Genomic DNA, 17,183 nt, shown 5'->3' with positions numbered 1-17,183 from the left:
AAGTCTCCGGGACGGTAAGCGCTTCCTACCCTAGGTTCGCGGCAGGGCGGCGGGAAGGGGCGGGTGCTCGCGGGGGAGTCGGGCCGAGCTGTCCGTCACGCCACCCGGTTCAGGTCCGTCCGGCGTACCTCGTGGGCCGGGGGGAGGCCCGCGGTGAGGCGTTCCAGTTCCTCCACGACCGTTCGGCCGAGGCGCTGCAGTTCGTTGCCCAGGGACCCGGCGATGTGCGGGGTGAGGAGGACGTTGGGCAGCTCGTAGAGGGGAGAGCCGGGCGGGAGTGGTTCGGGCTCCGTCACGTCCAGGATCGCGCTCAGGCGGCCGGAGACGAGTTCGTCCGTGAGGGCGTCCGGGTCGATCAGGGCTCCTCTGGACGTGTTGATCAGGACCGCTCCGTCCCGCATGAGCGCCAGGCGGGGAGCGTCCAGCATGCGGTAGGTCTCGGGGAGGTCGGGGGCGTGCAGCGTGACGATGTCGCTGCGGCGCAGGAGGTCTTCCAGGGGGAGGAGTTCGGCTCCGAGTCCGGCGGCTTCCGCCCGGCCGACGTACGGGTCGTGGAGGTGCGTCGTGAAGTCGAAGGGGGTCAGCAGGTCCAGCAGGCGTCTGCCCACCCGGGAGGCCCCGATCACGCCCACGCGCCGGCCCATGTTGCCCGTGTCCGACGTCTCCGCGTGTGTGGGGGGCGTGTGGGTGGAGCGGTAGCGGTCACGGTGGGCGAAGGCGTCCTTTCCCGCCAGGAGGATCATCGCGAGGGTGTACTCGGCCACGGGCACGGCGTTCGCCACCACCGCGCTGGACACCGTGATCTTCCTCTGCCATACCTCGTCGCCGACGAGGCTGCGGACCGAGCCTGCCGCGTGGAGCACGGCGCGGAGCCCGGGGGCCGCGCCCAGCAGCGTGGCGTCCAGCCTCGGGCAGCCCCAGCCGGTGATCAGGATCTCGGTCCCGGCGAGTGCCGCCGCGGTGGCGGGGCTGGTGAAGTCCGTCGCCACCAGGGTCGGTTCGATGGCGCATGCCTCCCGCAGCCTGGCCATCAGCGACGGCGGGAAGAGCCGGGGGACATGGATCGGGTCCATCGCGAACACGGCCCTCGGTGGCTGCTCGGAGCGGCTGGGCATGGCTCTCCCGATCGGCTGATGGAAACAGGTGCAGAAAGCGCCTTCTACCGTAGGTCGGCCGAGAAACCATGGTCAATGAGGTAACCGGTCGCGGACCGCGGGGGTGAACCGGTCGTGGCACCACCCGCCGCGGCCGCCCCGCTGACGTACGCCAAGTGGCCGCGTCCCCGCACCCGCACAGGAATACATTCGGGCGCTGTGGTGCTCTGATGTGAACGGTGCAGGAGCATGGCGAAGGGCTGGTGGGCGCATGGCGGCGAACCGGACGAACCCCGTGGTCAGCACCCCTTACGGGGCTGTACGTGGCCGGTACGAGCACGGTGTCGCGGTGTTCCGGGGCATCCCGTACGCGGCACCTCCCTTCGGCCCTCGCCGGTTCCGGCCGCCGCTGCCGCCGGAGCCCTGGGACGGTGAGCGGGACGCCGGCGCCTTCGGGTCCACGGCGCCGAAACCGCCGTACTCCGAAGCCTTCGCGCAGTATCTGTCCGACCCGGTGGTGGCGGGCGAGGACTGTCTCAACCTGAACGTCTGGACGCCCGAGCCCGGTCCCGGGGCGCGGCTGCCCGTCCTGGTGTGGCTGCACGGGGGCGCCCTGACCCGCGGGTCCTCCGGGGTGCCCGTGTACGACGGGCGGCACTTCGCACGGGACGGGGTCGTGCTGGTCTCGGTCAACTACCGGCTCGGCGTCGAGGGGTACGGGCTGTTCCCCGACGCCCCCGCCAACCCCGGACTGCGCGACCAGCTCGCCGCCCTGGAGTGGGTGCACGCCTCGATCGGGGCCTTCGGCGGCGACCCCGAGCGGATCACCCTGGCCGGACAGTCCGCCGGGGCCATGAGCACGGGCGCGCTCCTGGCCGCCCCGCAGGCGCAGGGCCTGGTGAGGCGCGCGATTCTGCAGAGCGGGTCGCCCGAGGCCGCCGAGCGGGACAAGGTACGGCGGATGGTGCGCCGTATGGCCACCCGGCTGAAGATCCCCGCCACGGCCGCCGCCTTCGCCGAGGTCGACCGGGAGCTGCTGCTGCGCGTCCAGGGGGAGGCGGGCAGGCTCAGCAGCCCGGTGCTCGGCGGGCCCGCCTTCGGGATCGTCGTCGACGGCGACCTCGTACCGCGAGACCCCCAGGAGGCCCTTGTCGACGGCACGGTGGCGCGGGGCGTTCAGCTGATGACGGGCTGGACCCGGGACGAGTACCGGCTGTGGCTGGTGCCCGGCGGGCTGCTGGAGCGCGTCGACCGGCTCGGACCGGTCGCGCTGGCCGGCGCCATGGCCCGCTGCCGGTGCGGCCACGAGGTGCCGCGCGGCTATCGCACCCTGCACCCCGAGGCCGGTACCGCCGAGATCGTCGGCCAGATGGTCACCGACCATCTGTTGCGGATCCCGCTGCACCGGCTGGCCGACGCCCGCCCGGACAGCTCGTACGTGTACGAGTTCGCCTGGCCGTCCAACCGGCCGGGGCTCGGCTCCTGCCACGCCCTCGAACTGGGCTTCGTCTTCGGCACCGGCGACACCCCCGAGTCCGCGAAACTCGCCGGTGAGGGCGCCCCGCCCGAACTGTCCGAGGTGATGCACCGGACCTGGGTGCGGTTCGCCGAGACCGGCGACCCCGGCTGGCGGCACTGGGACGACACCCACCCCGTGCGGGTCTTCGGCGAGGGCGAGCCGCACACCGCGTACGGCCCCCGGGACCGCGAGCTGGCCCTGTGGGCCGCCGACGTCACTCCCGAGGAACCCCCACCCGCATCGGACCCGGCCGACGGTTCGCCCATGCGTGGCACGGAACTGCACTCAGTCGTACGACGGCTCCGGCTCCCCGGCGCCGTGCGACGCCACTGACCACGCTCACCCCGCCCAGCCGGGGCCGCCCTCCCGCCGCACCCGGCTCGGCGTCCACGGGCAGCGCGAGCTCGCCGAAGGGCCCGCCCGGCCGTGTGCCGCGCTCGATGGTCCCGCCCCTACCCCCGTACCGCCGTCGAGATCCCCGAGATCGCCTGCGGACCCACTCGGCAGCATCCGCCGATGAGGCGGGCGCCGTGGTCCCGCCAGGCGCGGACTTGGGCCGGGGTGAAGGTGGAGTGGCCGTGCCAGGTGCGGGAGGCGGCGTTCCAGGACTCGCCGCTGTTGGGGTAGACGACGACCGGCTTGCCGGTGACGCGCGCCGCTGTCGCGATCGCCGTGTCCACGTCCTCGGGGGCGCAGCAGTTCACGCCGACCGCGATCACCTCGTCCGCGTCGGCGGCGAGCGCGAAGGCCTCCTCCAGCGGCTGGCCCGCGCGGGTGCGGTCGCCGGCCACGGAGTACGACAGCCACGCCGGGACCCCGAGTCCGCGCACCGCCCGCAGCAGCGCCCGCGCCTCGTCGGCGTCCGGCACGGTCTCCAGGGCGAGGACGTCGGGCCCGGTCTCGGCCAGCACCTCCAGGCGCGGGCGGTGGAAGCGCTCCAGCTCGGCCACGGAGAGGCCGTACCGGCCCCGGTACTCGGAGCCGTCGGCCAGCATCGCGCCGTACGGGCCGACCGAGGCGGCCACCCACAGCGGCCGCGTCACGCCCTTCGCCCCGGCCCGCCGTACCGCCTCGCGGGCCAGCTCCACGCTCAGCGCGAGCAGCTCGGCCGCCCGCTCCCGGGAGATCCCGCGCTGCGCGAACCCCTCGAAGGTGGCCTGGTAGCTGGAGGTGATCGCCACGTCCGCGCCGGCCTCGAAGTACGCGAGGTGCGCCTCGGTGATCGCCTCCGGCCGCTCCGCGAGCAGCCGTGCCGACCACAGCTCGTCGCTCAGGTCGTGCCCGGCGGACTCCAGCTGGTTGGACATCCCGCCGTCCAGGACGACGGGGCCGGCGGCGAGGGCTTGGGCGAGGGAGGGGTCGCTGGTCATGTCATGACGTTAGTCCAGCACCTGGTCAGCGGGCCCTCCCTGTCCAATGGGTGGGCCGGATGCCCACCATGTGGTCATGTTCCGTTGATCGCCGTCAGGGCCTCCGTCAGCGCCGAGTCCCGCGGCGGGCCGTCCGGCCAGCGGGCGGCGACATGACCGTCGGGCCGGACGAGCACCGCTCCGCGCGGGCCGAGGCCACACCCGTCGGCGTGCTCCTTGGGCAGGTTCTCGACCCGCAGCGGCCAGGGCGGCGCGGTGTGCCCTTCCCAGACGGCGGGATCGGCGGTGAGCAGGGTGAACCACTCGCCGAGGGTGTCGAGCGTGGAGTGGTCCGGCGCCAGCCAGAAGTGCGGCATGCGGTGACCGGGCCGCGCCGAGGGCACGTACTCGGTGGTGGAGTCGGCCTGCTCGGGCGGGGCGGTCCCGTCCGGGAGTACGGCGGTGGAGTCGTAGGCGACGCCGAGCACCAGCCCGAGGGTGGCGAAGTACCGCTCCGACCAGGGGAGTTCGATCTGTTCCGTGCTCGCCGCCCCGGCCTCCAGCTGACTGCGGCGCCGGGCCTGGACCTGGAACATCAGCTCGGAGTTGGCCACCGCCTGCCGCAGAGTCCGGTGGGCGACGGGGAGCCGTTCCGGTTCGTAGCTGTCCAGCACACTCGGCCCGGCCCACCCCTGGATGACGCCCGCCAGCTTCCAGCAGAGGTTGTGCGCGTCGGCCACTCCGGCGTTCATGCCCAGACCGCCGACGACCGGCACCGCGTGCGCCGCGTCGCCGGCCAGCAGGACCCTGCCGTGCCGGAACCTCTCGGCGATGAACGCCTTCATCGTCCAGTGCTGCGCCCGCAGCACCTGGAGGGGTACGTCGGCCGCCGTGCCGAGGGTGTGTGCGATGAAACCGGTCCAGTCGGCGCGATCCGGGTTCTCCGGGGTGGCCCCGAACCAGGCCCAGCCGCCCTCCGGGTAGAGCGGGATGATCGTGCCGTTCGGGGTGACGTAGACGCCGGCGGGGTGCCGGGCGCTCCAAGGGGTGAGGTCGGCGTCGAACACCAGGGTGCTGATGTTCCCGACGGCCCCTGGCCCCTCGGTGCCGATGTCGAGCAGCCTGCGCACGGTGGAGTTGGCGCCGTCGGCGGCGAGCAGATACCGGGCGCGGATCCGCAGGGGCACCCCGCGCCCGTGGTCGACGAGCCCGGCCACCACCCCGTCGGCCTCCTCGGTCAGGTCGGTCAGCTCGACCCCGAACCGCACCGGCGTGCTTCCCGCGGCCAGCAGATGGGGTTCGAGCCGGTCCTGCGAGGTGAGCACGCCGAGCGACGGGCTCTCGGCCACCGGCGCGTCGACCCCGACCATCGCCGCCGACGCGAAGTCGGGTCCGATCAGGGACTCCCGGAAGCGGATACGGCCGAACTCCGGGGCGAATCCCGCCGCCGTGATCCGGTCGTCGATCCCGAGCTGCCGGAAGATCTCCATCGACCGCACGTTGACCAGCCGCGACCGGGGGAACGGGGACAACTCGCGGTACTTCTCCACCAGCAGGACGCGTACGCCCCAGCGCTCCAGCAGCGCCCGCGCGGTGAGCCCGACGGGCCCGCCGCCGACGACCAACACCTCGACCTCGTCGTCCACGACGACGTTCTGATCCATCATGAGACAAATCTCATCATTCGTTGAGTTGGGCCGCAATGGGCTGCCGGTGACAACCGAAGTCCGCCCAACCCCCCAAGGTCTGACGCGCTTTGTCTCGTCCGACCCGTTGACCTCCCCCTAACACCCCCTTACCTTTTCGGCGTTCGTCATGCCAGATGTCATTCGTCATATCGAACATCCGTGAGTGTCCCGAGGTACCCCCACCCCCGAGAGGCAGTCCGTATGAGCCGCGAAGACGACGACCTGCCCCGGATCCCGAGTCGCCAACCGATGCTGGAGGGCGCCGTCGGCGCGGGAGCCCTCGCCGCGACCCCCACCGTGGCCGACGCCGCCCCGAGCCGGAAGAAGGCGGCCCCGTACGTTAATCCGCTCGTCCCCCACCGCGCCGACCCGCACATCCACCGCCACTCCGACGGCTTCTCCTACTTCACCGCCACCGCCCCGGAGTACGACCGCGTCATCCTGCGCCGCTCGCGCACCCTGGGCGGCCTCACCACCGCCGCCGAGTCCGTGATCTGGCGCAGGCGCACCAGTGGTGACATGGGCGCCCACATCTGGGCGCCGGAGATCCACCGCATCGGCGGCAGGTGGTACATCTACTTCGCCGCCGCGCCCGCCGAGGACGTCTGGGCGATGCGCATCCGGGTGCTGGAGAGCGCCAACGCCAACCCCGTCCACGGCACTTGGGTGGAGCGCGGGCGGCTCAGGACGCAGTGGGAGACCTTCTCGCTGGACGCCACCACCTTCACCCACCGCGGCACCCGCTGTCTCGCCCGGGCCCAGCACGGGCCCGGCATGGCCAACAACACCGCGCTGTGGCTGTCGAGGATGGCCAACCCGTGGACCCTGACGGGCCCTCAGGTACGACTCTCCGACACCACCCGGCAGTACGGCCCGGGCCGCAACAGCTTCACCGTCGCCGAGGACGGCCGGACCGACGTCCTCGTCTACCACTCCCGCCCGTACAAGGAGATCGTCGGCGACCCCCTGAACGACCCCAACCGGCAGACCCGGATCCAGGCCCTCGGCCGGAAGGCCGACGGAACCCCGGACTTCGGCGTCCCCGTGGCCGACACGGCCGAGGAGAGTGCGTGAGATGAGACGTGTGTACGCGGTCCTGCTCGCCCTCGCTCTGGCCCTCGCCGGAGCCCTGGTCACCGCCGCGCCTGCCCAGGCAGCCCCCCAGACCGTCGCCAACGGCACCCGCTTCACCGACACTTCGGGCAACCCCGTGCACGCGCACGGCGGGGGAGTCATCAAGGTCGGCGCGTACTACTACTGGTTCGGCGAGAACCGCAACGCCGACAACACCTTCCGGTACGTCGACGCCTACCGCTCCACCGACCTGAAGAACTGGGAGTTCCGCAACCACGTCCTCACCGAGGCGAGCGACCCCGAGCTGGCCACCGCCAACATCGAGCGGCCCAAGGTCATGTACAACGCCTCCACCGGCAAGTTCGTGATGTGGATGCACAAGGAGAACGGCACCGACTACAGCGAGGCGCGCGCCGCCGTCGCCGTCTCCGACACGGTGGACGGGAACTACACCTGGCAGGGCAGCTTCCGCCCGCTCGGCCAGCACATGTCCCGGGACATCACGGTCTTCGTCGACACCGACGGCACCGGCTACATGGTCTCGGCCACCCGGGAGAACTACGACCTGCACATCTACCGGCTGACCGGCGACTACACCGGGGTCGCCGCCCTGGTCGCCGACCCCTGGCACGGCGGCCACCGCGAGGCGCCGTCGCTGTTCAGGCGCGGCGGGGTCTACTTCATGCTCACCTCGGGCGCCACCGGCTGGAACCCCAACCAGCAGCAGTACGCCACCGCGACCTCCCTCGCCGGACCGTGGACCGCCATGACGAACGTCGGCGACTCCACGACCTACGGCTCCCAGACCGCGTACGTGCTTCCCGTGCAGGGGAGTTCGGCCACCTCGTATCTGTACCTGGGCGACCGCTGGGGCAACTCCTTCGGCGGGACCGTCAACGACTCCCGCTATGTGTGGCTGCCGCTGACCTTCCCGACCCCCACCACGATGTCGATGTCCTGGACGCCGGAGGTCACCGTGGACACGGCCACCGGCACGATCAGCGGCACGAGCGCCACGTACCACACCCTGATCGCCCGGCACTCCGGCCGGTGCGCCGACGTGACCAGCCAGTCTCAGTGGCAGGGCGCCCAGATCAAGCAGTACGACTGCAACGGCGGCACCAACCAGAGGTACTGGTTCAGGTCCGTCGGCGGCGGCTACCACCAGCTGATGACCCGGCACAGCTCACTGTGCGTGCAGGAGAACGCGAACACGGTCACCCAGGAGAGCTGCGCCGCTTCCGCCACGAACCAGCAGTGGTCCGTGACCACCACCGGCTCCTACGTGACCGTCACGTCCCGCGCGACGGGCGAGTGCCTGGACGTGAACGGCGCGTCCACCGCCAACTCCGCCGCGATCATCACGTACACCTGTAACGGCGGGTCCAACCAGCAGTGGACACGTGGCAGTTGACCAGCCCCGACCAGCCCCGGGGGCGTCGTCCCCGAACTGCTCATCGTGACGGAGGAGCCGCGTGAGACGTTTCAAGATCGCCGTGCTGGTGGCGGTGACGCTGGGTACCGCGCTTGCCGTACCGGCGCAGGCCGCGTCCGCTCACGGACCGTCCGCCTGCACCGCCACCGCCTGCCACTTCGACCTCCCGCCCGGCACGTACGACGTGAAGGTACTTCTCGGCGGCGCGGCGGAGTCGAGTACGAGCGTGGTCGGGGAGACCCGGCGTGCCCTGCTGCCCGAGACGGTCGTCCCGGCGGGCGAGCGGGTCGCCCGCAGCTTCACCGTGGACGTCCGCACCCCCGAGGGCGAGCCGACCGGCGCCGACGGTGCCCCCGGCCTGGATCTGGCCTTCGGCGGATCGGCCCCCGCGCTCGCCGACATCCGGGTGACCCCCGCCCGGCACGCCCGCCAGATCTTCCTCGTCGGCGACTCCACGGTCTGCGACCAGCCCGGAGACCCCTACTACGGCTGGGGCCAGCAGCTCCCGCGGTACCTGCGCAAGGGCGTCTCCGTCGCCAACCACGCCGATTCCGGCGAAAGTACGGGCACCTACCTGGGGAACCCGCAGCTGTGGGCCACCGTGCGGCCCCGGATCCACCGCGGCGACCTCGTCCTGATCCAGCTCGCGCACAACGACAAGACCACGGACGAGCCGACGTACCGCGCCAATCTGGAGTCCCTGGTGGCCGGAGTGCGGGAGCGGGGCGGCGAGCCCGTGCTCGTCACACCGATCGTGCGCCGCTGGTTCAACTCCGACGGCACGCTGAACAACGGCACGGCCCTGCTGGTGAACGGCCTGGGTGTGGACCATCCCGCGGTCGTCCGCTCGGTCGCCGCCGCCGAGGGCGTCCCGCTGATCGACCTGACGGCGAGAACCAAGGCGCTCGTGGAATCGCTGGGCGTCGAGGGCTCGAAGGCGCTCTACCTGTACAACGAGAAGCGGGACAACACCCACACCTCGGTGCGCGGAGCCACCGCCTACGCCGAACTGGTCCGCGACGAACTCCTGGTCCAGGGTCTGGTGCCCGAGGGCCGAGTGAGGGTGGGATGAACCCCTGGGGCGTCCCGACCGGAACCGGGGCGCCCCAGGCCCGTAGCCGGAAGGAACCGCCGCCGATGGAACTGCCCCCCGACGACAGCCTCCTCAGCCCGTACACCGGGTACACCCGCGCCCACTGGGAGGCGGCCGCCGACGCCCTGCTCGCCGCGGTGGAGCCGTACGCCACCCCCGACCGGGCCCTGTACCACCTCCCCGGCGACCGGCAGAGCTTCTCCGGCCGGCTCTCCGACGGCCTGGAGGGCTACGCCCGTACGCTGTTGCTGGCGGCCTTCCGCCGGGACGAGACGGCGCTGGAGCGGTACGCCGAGGGCCTCGCGGCCGGCACCGCGGGAGTCTGGCCCCAGGTCAGGCACCGCAGCCAGCCGCTGGTGGAGGCAGCGTCCATCGCCCTGGCCCTGCGCCTGACCCGCCCGCTGCTGTGGGACCGCCTGGACGACAGCGTGCGGCAACGGGCGGCCCAGTGGCTGGGCGACGCGCTGACGGCCGAACCCTGGCCGTGCAACTGGGAGTTGTTCCCGGTGACGGTGGGCGGCTTCCTGGAGTCGGTGGGCCACGAGCCGGAGGCGTCCCGCAAGGCGATCGACCGCGGCCTGGAACGCATCGAGCGGTGGTACCTCGGGGACGGCTGGTACACCGACGGCGACGGACGCAAGTTCGACTACTACAACGGCTGGGCGATGCATCTCTACCCGGTGCTGCACGCGTGGCTGGCGCAGGACGCGGACCTGCTGACCCTGTACGGCGGCAGACTCTCCCGCCACCTGGAGGACTACGCCCGCCTGTTCGCCGCCGACGGCGCGCCCCTGCACCAGGGCCGCTCCCTGACGTACCGCTTCGCGACGACGGCCCCCCTGTGGCTGGGAGAGCTGACCGGGCACACCCCCCTGCGCCCGGGCGAGACCCGGCGTCTGGCCTCCGGCGCTCTGCGCCACTTCCTGGACCGAGGCGCGACGGACGAGCGCGGCCTGTTGACCCTGGGCTGGCACGGCCCGAACCCCGCCGTCCTGCAGAACTACTCGGGTCCGGCCTCCCCCTACTGGGCGAGCAAGGCCTTCCTCTGCCTGCTCCTTCCGCCGGAGCACGAGGCGTGGACGGCGACGGAGGAACCAGGCCCGTCGGAGGCCCCGGACACCTCACACCCGATCACCCCACCCAACTGGCTGCTGCAGTCCACGGCTTCGGACGGCCTGGTCCGGCTCCACAACCACGGCAGCGAGCACCCCGACTACGACCCCTACTACTCGCGGCTCGCCTACTCGACGGCGACGGAGCCCTCACCGTCGTACGACAACAGCGTCTTCGTCGCCGACGACCCGACCCGCGCGTCCATCGAACCGCTGGGTGTGGGCGCCGACTGGGCGGCCTCCCGCCACACGACGGCCTCGGGCGCCCGGGTGACGAGCGTGGTGCTGGTGCGGGGGGCGGTGGAGGTGCGGGCGTACCTGGTGGCGGGCACGGAACCGGGGACGGCGGTCCGGGTGACCGGCTGGGCGGCGGGGGACGGCGTACGGACGGAACTGGCCCCGCTGGCCGCCCTGTCCGACGACCTCACCGGCACCACCGGCGAGGACCCCACCCTCTTCGCGGCCCTGGCCCGCCTCACAGCGGAACCGAACCCCACCCCACTGACCGGCACGGCGGACGTGAGCATGCTGAACTCCGGCGAGCTCGTGGTGCGTTGGGCCGACGGCGACACCTCCCGGATCGGAATCGGCGACGGATGGGCCGAGGTGAGCTGAGCGCGCCGGGGGCAACCGCGGGCGGCTGCTTCGCGGTGGACGGGCACACAGGGCTACTGCGCCGCTACAGTCTTGACCAAAGGCTGCCGGGGGACGGGGTGGGCTGTACGTGGGGCGACGATTCTTCGTGGCGCTGGGCATCGGCCGGTACCGCAACATGTCGGCGGACGAGCAGCTTCGGAAGGTGCCTTCCGATGTCCGGGCGACACGGGAACTCTTCGAGGGCTTGGGGTACCGGTCGGTTCTGCCCGGGCTCGGCGAGTACGACGGGGCGGAGCAGGTCCGCCAGAAACTGCGTCACTGGTCGGCGGACACCTGTCTGCAGCGCGACGACGTGGTCGCCGTCTACTTCGCCGGGCACGGTCTCGTCGAGGACCGCGACCGGCACTACCTGCTCTGCTGGGACTCGCACGACGCGGACGCGGCCACGACCGCCCTGGCGACCGAGGACCTGGTACGCATCCTCTGCCGGGGCGAGTTACGCCATCTGCTGCTGATCCTGGACACCTGTTCCGGCGGCGCGGGCAGCGCCGAGGCCGCCGGAGTGGCCCTGCAGTCGATCGCCCACCGACACGGCGGCACGGGCAGCTCCTCCGGCCTGTGGTTTCTGGCCTCCGCCCGACGCAAGGACGTTGCCGAGGACGGCCGGTTCGTCAGCGCACTGCGCAGGGCCGTGGACGTGACGACGGAACGCACCGGGCAGCGACAGCAGTTCCTGGACCTCACCGAACTGGTGAAAGCGGTCAACGAGACATTCGAGGCGGACGGCCTCGGCCAGCGGGCGGAACTGGCCAGCGGACTGGTAACGGGACTCGCGCCCTTCCTCCCCAACTCCGGTTTCCGGGAGGCCTTACCGCCCATCGGGACGGACCTGGAAGTCCAGCGCCGGGTGGCCGCCCAGGACCTTGCCGATCATTTCGGACCGCGTGCACGGGGAGTGGAGTTCGAGTCCGAGCACGGTCTGTACTTCAGCGGGCGCACCCGAGTACTGGCCGAACTCAGCCGATGGCTCACGGCGGACGAGGGTGACGGCATGGGACGGGTCGTCACGGGCCGACCCGGGTGCGGCAAGTCGGCGGTTCTCGGCCGGGTGGTCGCGTTGTCGGATCCCGGCTACCGGTCCCGGTTCGATCTCACCGGCCTCGAACCCGCGACCGTCGTACCGCAAGGGTGCGTCACGGCTGCGGTGCACGCACGCCACAAGCGCCTCGACGACATCGTCGAGCGGATCGCGGACCACCTCGGCGTGGTGGTTGACGGCGCGGCCGCCCTGCTGCAGGAGTTGACCCGGCGGGGGCGCAAGGGGCCGCCGGTCGTCATCGTCGTGGACGCGGTCGACGAGGCGGGATCCGATACAGCGGCCGACGCCGGCGGCCACGGCGAACCACGGCGGATCACCAGGGAACTGCTCAGGCCGATGTCCGAGATCCAGGGCGTCCGGCTGCTGGTGGGCACACGTCACGAACTCGTCACGCCGCTTGGGCCCACCTTCGTCTGCGTGGACCTTGACCGGCCGGGCTACCGGGCGGAGCCCGAGGACGTCGCCGGATACGTCGGCAAGATGCTCCTGGCCACGCAGGAACCCGAGGTCCAGAGCCCGTATCGCGGGCGGCCCGAACTCGCCGAGGCCGTCGCAAAAGGCGTCGCCTCGCGTGCCGCCGGAGTGTACCTGTATGCCAGGACCACGGCTCGCACCCTGCGTTCGGACCGGAAGCCGGTCGACATCCGCCGCCCCGGCTGGGCGGACTACCTGCCGAGCGAGATCGGCGAGGCCTTTGACGACTACCTGGCCCGCTTCGGCCCGGACGAACCCCGGGTACGGCGCATGCTCCTTGCTCTCGCCTTCTCCGAGGGCACGGGCCTGCCACGGGGGCGGATCTGGACCACCTTGAGCACGGTGCTGTCCGGGACCGAGTGCACCGAGGCCGACGTGTCCTGGGTACTGGACGTGGCCGAAGCGTATGTGGCGGAGGTCGTCGACGACGACCGACGTTCGGTGTACCGGCTCTACCACAAGGCCCTCGCCGAGCATCTGCGGAAGACGGCAGGGCGGGCGACGTCGGAGATCCAGAGTGCCGTGGTCGACGCGCTGATCTCCGTCATTCCGGCCGGACGGGACTGGTTCGGGGCGCCGCCGTACGTACGACAGCACTTGGCCACGCACGCCGCCGCAGCAGGGCGGCTGGGAGAGCTGATCGAGGACCCCGGGTTCCTGCTGGCCAGCGAACCACTGGGGCTGCTCCGAGCGTTGACCTCTGTCGACGGAGATGCGTCTCGACACATCCGCACGGCGTACGAGCAGGTGGCGCACCGGTTGACCACCGACCGGCCGCTCGGCACTCGCGCTGCGGATCTGCAATTGTCGGCCCGACGCTGCGACGCCGACTACCTCGCGGATCGCATTGAGGACTTGGCCGTCTCGCGGCCCTGGACCGCACTGTGGGCATGGTGGTCGGCCAGCGGAGCGCACCGCCTGCTCAGCGGTCATGAGAGGCGTGTGGACTGCGTTGCCGTTGGGCACCTAGACGAGCGCGCCGTCGCCGTCACCGGAAGCCTGGACGCGACGGTGCGTGCGTGGGACCTCACGACACAGCGGCAGATCGGCAAGCCGCTGGCGATGGAGGTCGCGGTGAGCGCTGTCGCCATCGGCGAGCTCGAGGACTACACGGTGGCATTGGCCGGTGGCGTCGACGGGACGGTCCGGGTGTGGGACCTGTCGGCGGGACAGGAGTACGGCAAGCCGCTGACCGGCCACACCAACCAGATCCGGGCGATCAGGACCGGCATCCTGGCCGGGCGGCCGGTCGTGCTCACGGCGAGCGACGACGGCACGGCGCGGCTGTGGGACCTGCTGGAACGCAGGCAACTCGGGGCCGCGCTGTCCGGGCACCGGCGGTCGGTACAGGACGCGGCCCTGTGTGACATCAACGGCCGGACGGTGGCGGTCACCGGGGGTTATGACAAGGCCGTGCGAGTGTGGGACCTCAGTGAGGTTCCCGGGGGCGGCGACGCGCGGTTGGACGACGCGCCCCTTGTGGGTCCAGCGGGTGCCGTGACGGCGCTGTGCGTGGCTCAGCTCGACACGGGCGTGATCGCCCTGGTCGTCGGGGACAGCACCGGCATGCTGACCCTGTGGGATCTGGTGACCCGGCGACAGATCGGTGAGCCGGCCGTAGCGCACCGGTACCACATCCGCAGCGGGGTGCAGTCGGCCGTGGTCGGGCGGTACCGCGACCGCATCGTTGCCCTCACGACCGGTCGCCAGGAGGCGCGGCTGTGGGACCTGGACACGATGCGGCAACTCCGACCTCCGCTGAGGGGTCACGCCGACGACATCCGTGCGGCAGCGCTGACGAGCAGAGGGGACGCGTCGCTCGCGGTGACGGCCGGCGTCGACCGGACGGCCCGGATCTGGGATCTGTCCGCCGACCAGCCGGCTGAGGGGCACAGCGGTCAGGTCCAGTGCGTTGCCGTCCATGCGGACCGCCCGCTGGCGATCACCGGCGGGGCTGACGGGACGGCCCGCATCTGGGACCTGCGGACGCGTACTCAGGTGGGCCGACCGGCGGAGGGACACCGGGGCCCGGTGACCGCGGTGGCCCTGGGGACTGTCAGGGGACGGACCTTCGCGGCCACGGGCGGCGAGGATACGGACGTCATGTGCTGGGATCCGGTCACCGGCATTCCCTTCGGGGTGCCGATGACCGGGCACACCAACGTGGTGCGGTGTGTCGCTTGGGGCACGCTCGACTCCGCAGCGGTTCTCGTCAGCGGCAGCGAGGACGGAACGGTACGGATCTGGGACCACGCCACACAGAGACCCGTGTGCGGGCCGCTGAAAGGGCACATCGGCGGGGTGCGGTTCCTCGCCGTGCGCAGCGCCGGGCGGGACCTGGAGATCGCCGTGGCGACGGTCCTCGACCACGCCTATGTGTGGCGTATCGGTGTGGGAGTGAGGGGTGGCCCCGAAGCCCTCTTCAACCTCAAGGATCTCTCACTGAACGCCCAAGCTCTGGGTGTGGCCTTCTCAGGGGAGCGGCCCGTGGTGCTCTCCACCCAGGAGGACAACGGCGTCCACGTGCACGACATCGTGACGCGCGCCCCGGTCGGCGGACCACTCGTCGGCCACACCAACGGGCTTCTGGGCGCCACCCTCGCCCGGGCGGGCGGGTCGGACGTCGTGGCCTCGATGTCGTACGACGACTCCGTCCGTGTCTGGGACCTGGCCACAGGGGCCTCGCTCGGGCAGCCGCTCGAGGGCCTGGTGAACTACTCGACGGAGGGCAGGCAGCCGTGTCCGGCGCCTTCCCTGGGCACGGTGGACGGGACGCCGGTGGCGGTGACCGCGTTCACCCGTGAGGTGCGTGTCTGGGACCTCACCACGATGGCTCCCCAGGGTGAACCCCTGTGCGGTGTTGATCGGACCGTCGCGTCCGTTGACATCGTGCCGGGCGCCGATGGGCGGCCCACAGTGGTCACGAGCAGCCCGCACAACGGCATACGGGTGCACGCGTTGCATGACGGTCGGCAGATCGCGCCGCACATCACGTCGACGAACTACGCGCTCTACGGTGCCGTGAGCGCTCGGCTGCACGGTGAAACAGTCGTCGTGACCAGCAGTTGGACGGAGGCGGACGTCTGGGCGGTGGACGCACGTCGACGCCTCGGCCGTCGGTTCGGGATCTGCTGGAAAGCCTCCTTGCACTCGATCGACGGCAAGACCTTCGCTGTGTCCGTGGCTGACGACTACAGCCTGCATGCCTGGGAATTGAGCACGCAGGCTCCGGTGTGTTCCCCGATGACCGGTCACACAGGGCAGGTGATGGCGCTGCGCTCCGGGCCGCCCGGTGCCGAACACCTGTTGGCCAGCGCGGCCCTCGACGGCACCGTGCGGCTTTGGGACCTGCGGGCCGGTGGCGGGGTAGGCGAGCCGCTCACCGGCCATGTCAGAGGCGCGTACAGCCTGGACTTCCTCCGCCTGGACCGGGATGTGGTCGTCTCGGGCGCGGGCGACGGCCGCCTCCGCTTCTGGGATCTGGCGACCGGTGAGGTCACGGGCCCGGAACTCGAGCCGTTCGCCGCCCCGGTCCGTGCCATCAGAGTGTCCTCCGTCCGCGGAATACCGATCCTCATCGCGGGGGACGACCTCGGACTCCTGCGGGTCTGGGACACCCGGTTTCCCCACTGGACCGCCGAAGTCGAAGTGGGCAGCGGTATCAACTCAGTGGACGCCGCGCCCTCCGGACACATCTGCCTGGCCGCGTATATGGGCGTTCTGGTGCTCACCCTCTCCGATCCGCAGGAGTCCGCAGGGGGTCTCCCGTGACCCGAGTGGTCCTGGTCCACGGCATAGCCCAGCAGTACAAGGGTGCTGAGACACTGCTCACCGACTGGTTTCCCGCCCTGCGCGACGGCATGGCCCCCCTCGGCATCACCCGCGATGACGTCACCATGGCGTTCTACGGCGACCTGTTCCGTCCCGTCGGCCATCGCGCTTCCGGCGATCCCGAACTGGACGCCACTGACGTTCAGGAGGGCCTTGAGCGAGAGCTCCTGCTGGCCTGGTGGCAGGCCGCAGCCGAGGTGGAGAGCCGGGTCGCCGGGCCGGGTGTGGCGGCCCGCGGGCGTACGCCGTACGTCCTGCAACGAGCTCTGGACGCGCTCAGCCACTCCAGCTTCTTCAGCGGAGTGGGCGAACGGCTGATGATCCGCGACGCCCGCCATGTGCGCCGCTACTTCACCGAGCCGGCCGTGCGGGCAGCCGTCCAGGATCGCTTCCTGCGCGCCCTCACCGACCGCACCGAGGTCGTCGTGGCGCACTCCCTCGGCACGGTGGTCGCCTACGAGGCGCTGTGCGCGCACCCCGAGTTGCCCGACCTGACGCTGATCACGCTGGGGTCACCGTTGGGTGTGCGGGGACTGGTGCTGGACCGGCTGGTCCCGACGCATGTGGGCGGGCGCGGGCGTTGGCCGGCACCCGTGAAACGGTGGACCAATGTCGCGGACCGCGGTGACGTCGTGGCCCTTGCCAAGGAACTGGCACCCGTCTTCGGGGACCGGATCTCCGACGTTCTGGTGCACAACGGAGCCAAGGCCCACGACGTACGGCCCTATCTGACGGCGAAGGAGACCGGGCAGGCGGTCTGCGAGGGTCTGAGGCGGCCGGGCGGGAAATGATCCGCGAGTTCAGCGGGCGAGAGGCAG

General features: G+C 71.5%; 10 protein-coding genes. 7 read left to right on the top strand and 3 right to left on the bottom strand.

What is annotated here, in order from left to right; all coding sequences use genetic code 11:
- Window positions 1-95: 95 nt before the first annotated feature.
- Window positions 96-1,115: a hydroxyacid dehydrogenase gene (locus tag ACWDRW_RS28555; protein ID WP_451727482.1), complete on the bottom strand. Its 1,020-nt coding sequence runs from the start codon at window positions 1,113-1,115 to the stop codon at window positions 96-98.
- Between the two features lie 250 nt (window positions 1,116-1,365).
- Here ACWDRW_RS28555 and ACWDRW_RS28550 point away from each other — a divergent pair, with 250 nt between their 5' ends.
- Window positions 1,366-2,946: a carboxylesterase/lipase family protein gene (locus ACWDRW_RS28550; protein WP_451727479.1), complete on the top strand. Its 1,581-nt coding sequence runs from the start codon at window positions 1,366-1,368 to the stop codon at window positions 2,944-2,946.
- Window positions 2,947-3,065: 119 nt separating this feature from the next.
- Here the strand turns inward: ACWDRW_RS28550 and mmuM are convergent, their stop codons facing one another.
- Together mmuM and ACWDRW_RS28540 are read right to left on the bottom strand one after the other, a co-directional pair.
- Entirely contained in the window at window positions 3,066-3,983 is a 918-nt protein-coding gene (gene mmuM, locus ACWDRW_RS28545) for a homocysteine S-methyltransferase (RefSeq protein ID WP_451727477.1), read from the bottom strand.
- Between the two features lie 74 nt (window positions 3,984-4,057).
- Window positions 4,058-5,629 carry an FAD-dependent monooxygenase gene (locus tag ACWDRW_RS28540; RefSeq protein ID WP_451727474.1) on the bottom strand — a complete coding sequence of 524 codons (1,572 nt, stop codon included), beginning with the start codon at window positions 5,627-5,629 and terminating at the stop codon, window positions 4,058-4,060.
- Between the two features lie 222 nt (window positions 5,630-5,851).
- Here ACWDRW_RS28540 and ACWDRW_RS28535 point away from each other — a divergent pair, with 222 nt between their 5' ends.
- The 6 genes from ACWDRW_RS28535 to ACWDRW_RS28510 all read left to right on the top strand — a co-directional run bounded on the left by ACWDRW_RS28535 (window position 5,852) and on the right by ACWDRW_RS28510 (window position 17,156).
- Window positions 5,852-6,724 (top strand): glycoside hydrolase family 43 protein, encoded by an 873-nt coding sequence (locus ACWDRW_RS28535; RefSeq protein ID WP_451727471.1) that lies wholly within the window; start codon window positions 5,852-5,854, stop codon window positions 6,722-6,724.
- A 1-nt stretch (window position 6,725) separates the two neighbouring features.
- The gene (locus ACWDRW_RS28530; protein WP_451727468.1) at window positions 6,726-8,138 is read left to right on the top strand and encodes an RICIN domain-containing protein; all 1,413 of its coding nucleotides are present in this window, start codon (window positions 6,726-6,728) and stop codon (window positions 8,136-8,138) included.
- Between the two features lie 61 nt (window positions 8,139-8,199).
- Complete coding sequence (locus tag ACWDRW_RS28525) at window positions 8,200-9,231, top strand: rhamnogalacturonan acetylesterase (protein ID WP_451727465.1); 1,032 nt, start codon at window positions 8,200-8,202, stop codon at window positions 9,229-9,231.
- A gap of 65 nt (window positions 9,232-9,296) precedes the next feature.
- Window positions 9,297-10,979 (top strand): DUF2264 domain-containing protein, encoded by a 1,683-nt coding sequence (locus ACWDRW_RS28520; protein WP_451727462.1) that lies wholly within the window; start codon window positions 9,297-9,299, stop codon window positions 10,977-10,979.
- A 109-nt stretch (window positions 10,980-11,088) separates the two neighbouring features.
- Window positions 11,089-16,305, top strand: coding sequence for a caspase family protein (locus tag ACWDRW_RS28515; protein WP_451727459.1), 5,217 nt, complete (start codon window positions 11,089-11,091; stop codon window positions 16,303-16,305).
- On the top strand, window positions 16,302-17,156 hold the full coding sequence (locus ACWDRW_RS28510; RefSeq protein ID WP_451727457.1) for a hypothetical protein: 855 nt from the start codon (window positions 16,302-16,304) through the stop codon (window positions 17,154-17,156). The genes ACWDRW_RS28515 and ACWDRW_RS28510 overlap by 4 nt, the downstream gene beginning before the upstream one ends.
- Window positions 17,157-17,183 lie beyond the last annotated feature (27 nt).

This window comes from Streptomyces sp. NPDC003635, assembly GCF_053587635.1.
The sequence above is the reverse complement of the archived record's forward strand: the minus strand, read 5'-3'. Positions and strand labels throughout refer to the sequence as shown.

What these genes read in the sequence shown, in the direction of transcription:
- ACWDRW_RS28535 (WP_451727471.1), top strand. Translation starts at nt 5,852, where the DNA reads ATGAGCCGCGAAGACGACGACCTGCCCCGGATCCCGAGTCGCCAACCG.
- ACWDRW_RS28555 (WP_451727482.1), bottom strand. Translation starts at nt 1,115, where the DNA reads ATGCCCAGCCGCTCCGAGCAGCCACCGAGGGCCGTGTTCGCGATGGAC.
- ACWDRW_RS28520 (WP_451727462.1), top strand. Translation starts at nt 9,297, where the DNA reads ATGGAACTGCCCCCCGACGACAGCCTCCTCAGCCCGTACACCGGGTAC.
- ACWDRW_RS28550 (WP_451727479.1), top strand. Translation starts at nt 1,366, where the DNA reads ATGGCGGCGAACCGGACGAACCCCGTGGTCAGCACCCCTTACGGGGCT.
- ACWDRW_RS28530 (WP_451727468.1), top strand. Translation starts at nt 6,726, where the DNA reads ATGAGACGTGTGTACGCGGTCCTGCTCGCCCTCGCTCTGGCCCTCGCC.
- mmuM (WP_451727477.1), bottom strand. Translation starts at nt 3,983, where the DNA reads ATGACCAGCGACCCCTCCCTCGCCCAAGCCCTCGCCGCCGGCCCCGTC.
- ACWDRW_RS28540 (WP_451727474.1), bottom strand. Translation starts at nt 5,629, where the DNA reads ATGATGGATCAGAACGTCGTCGTGGACGACGAGGTCGAGGTGTTGGTC.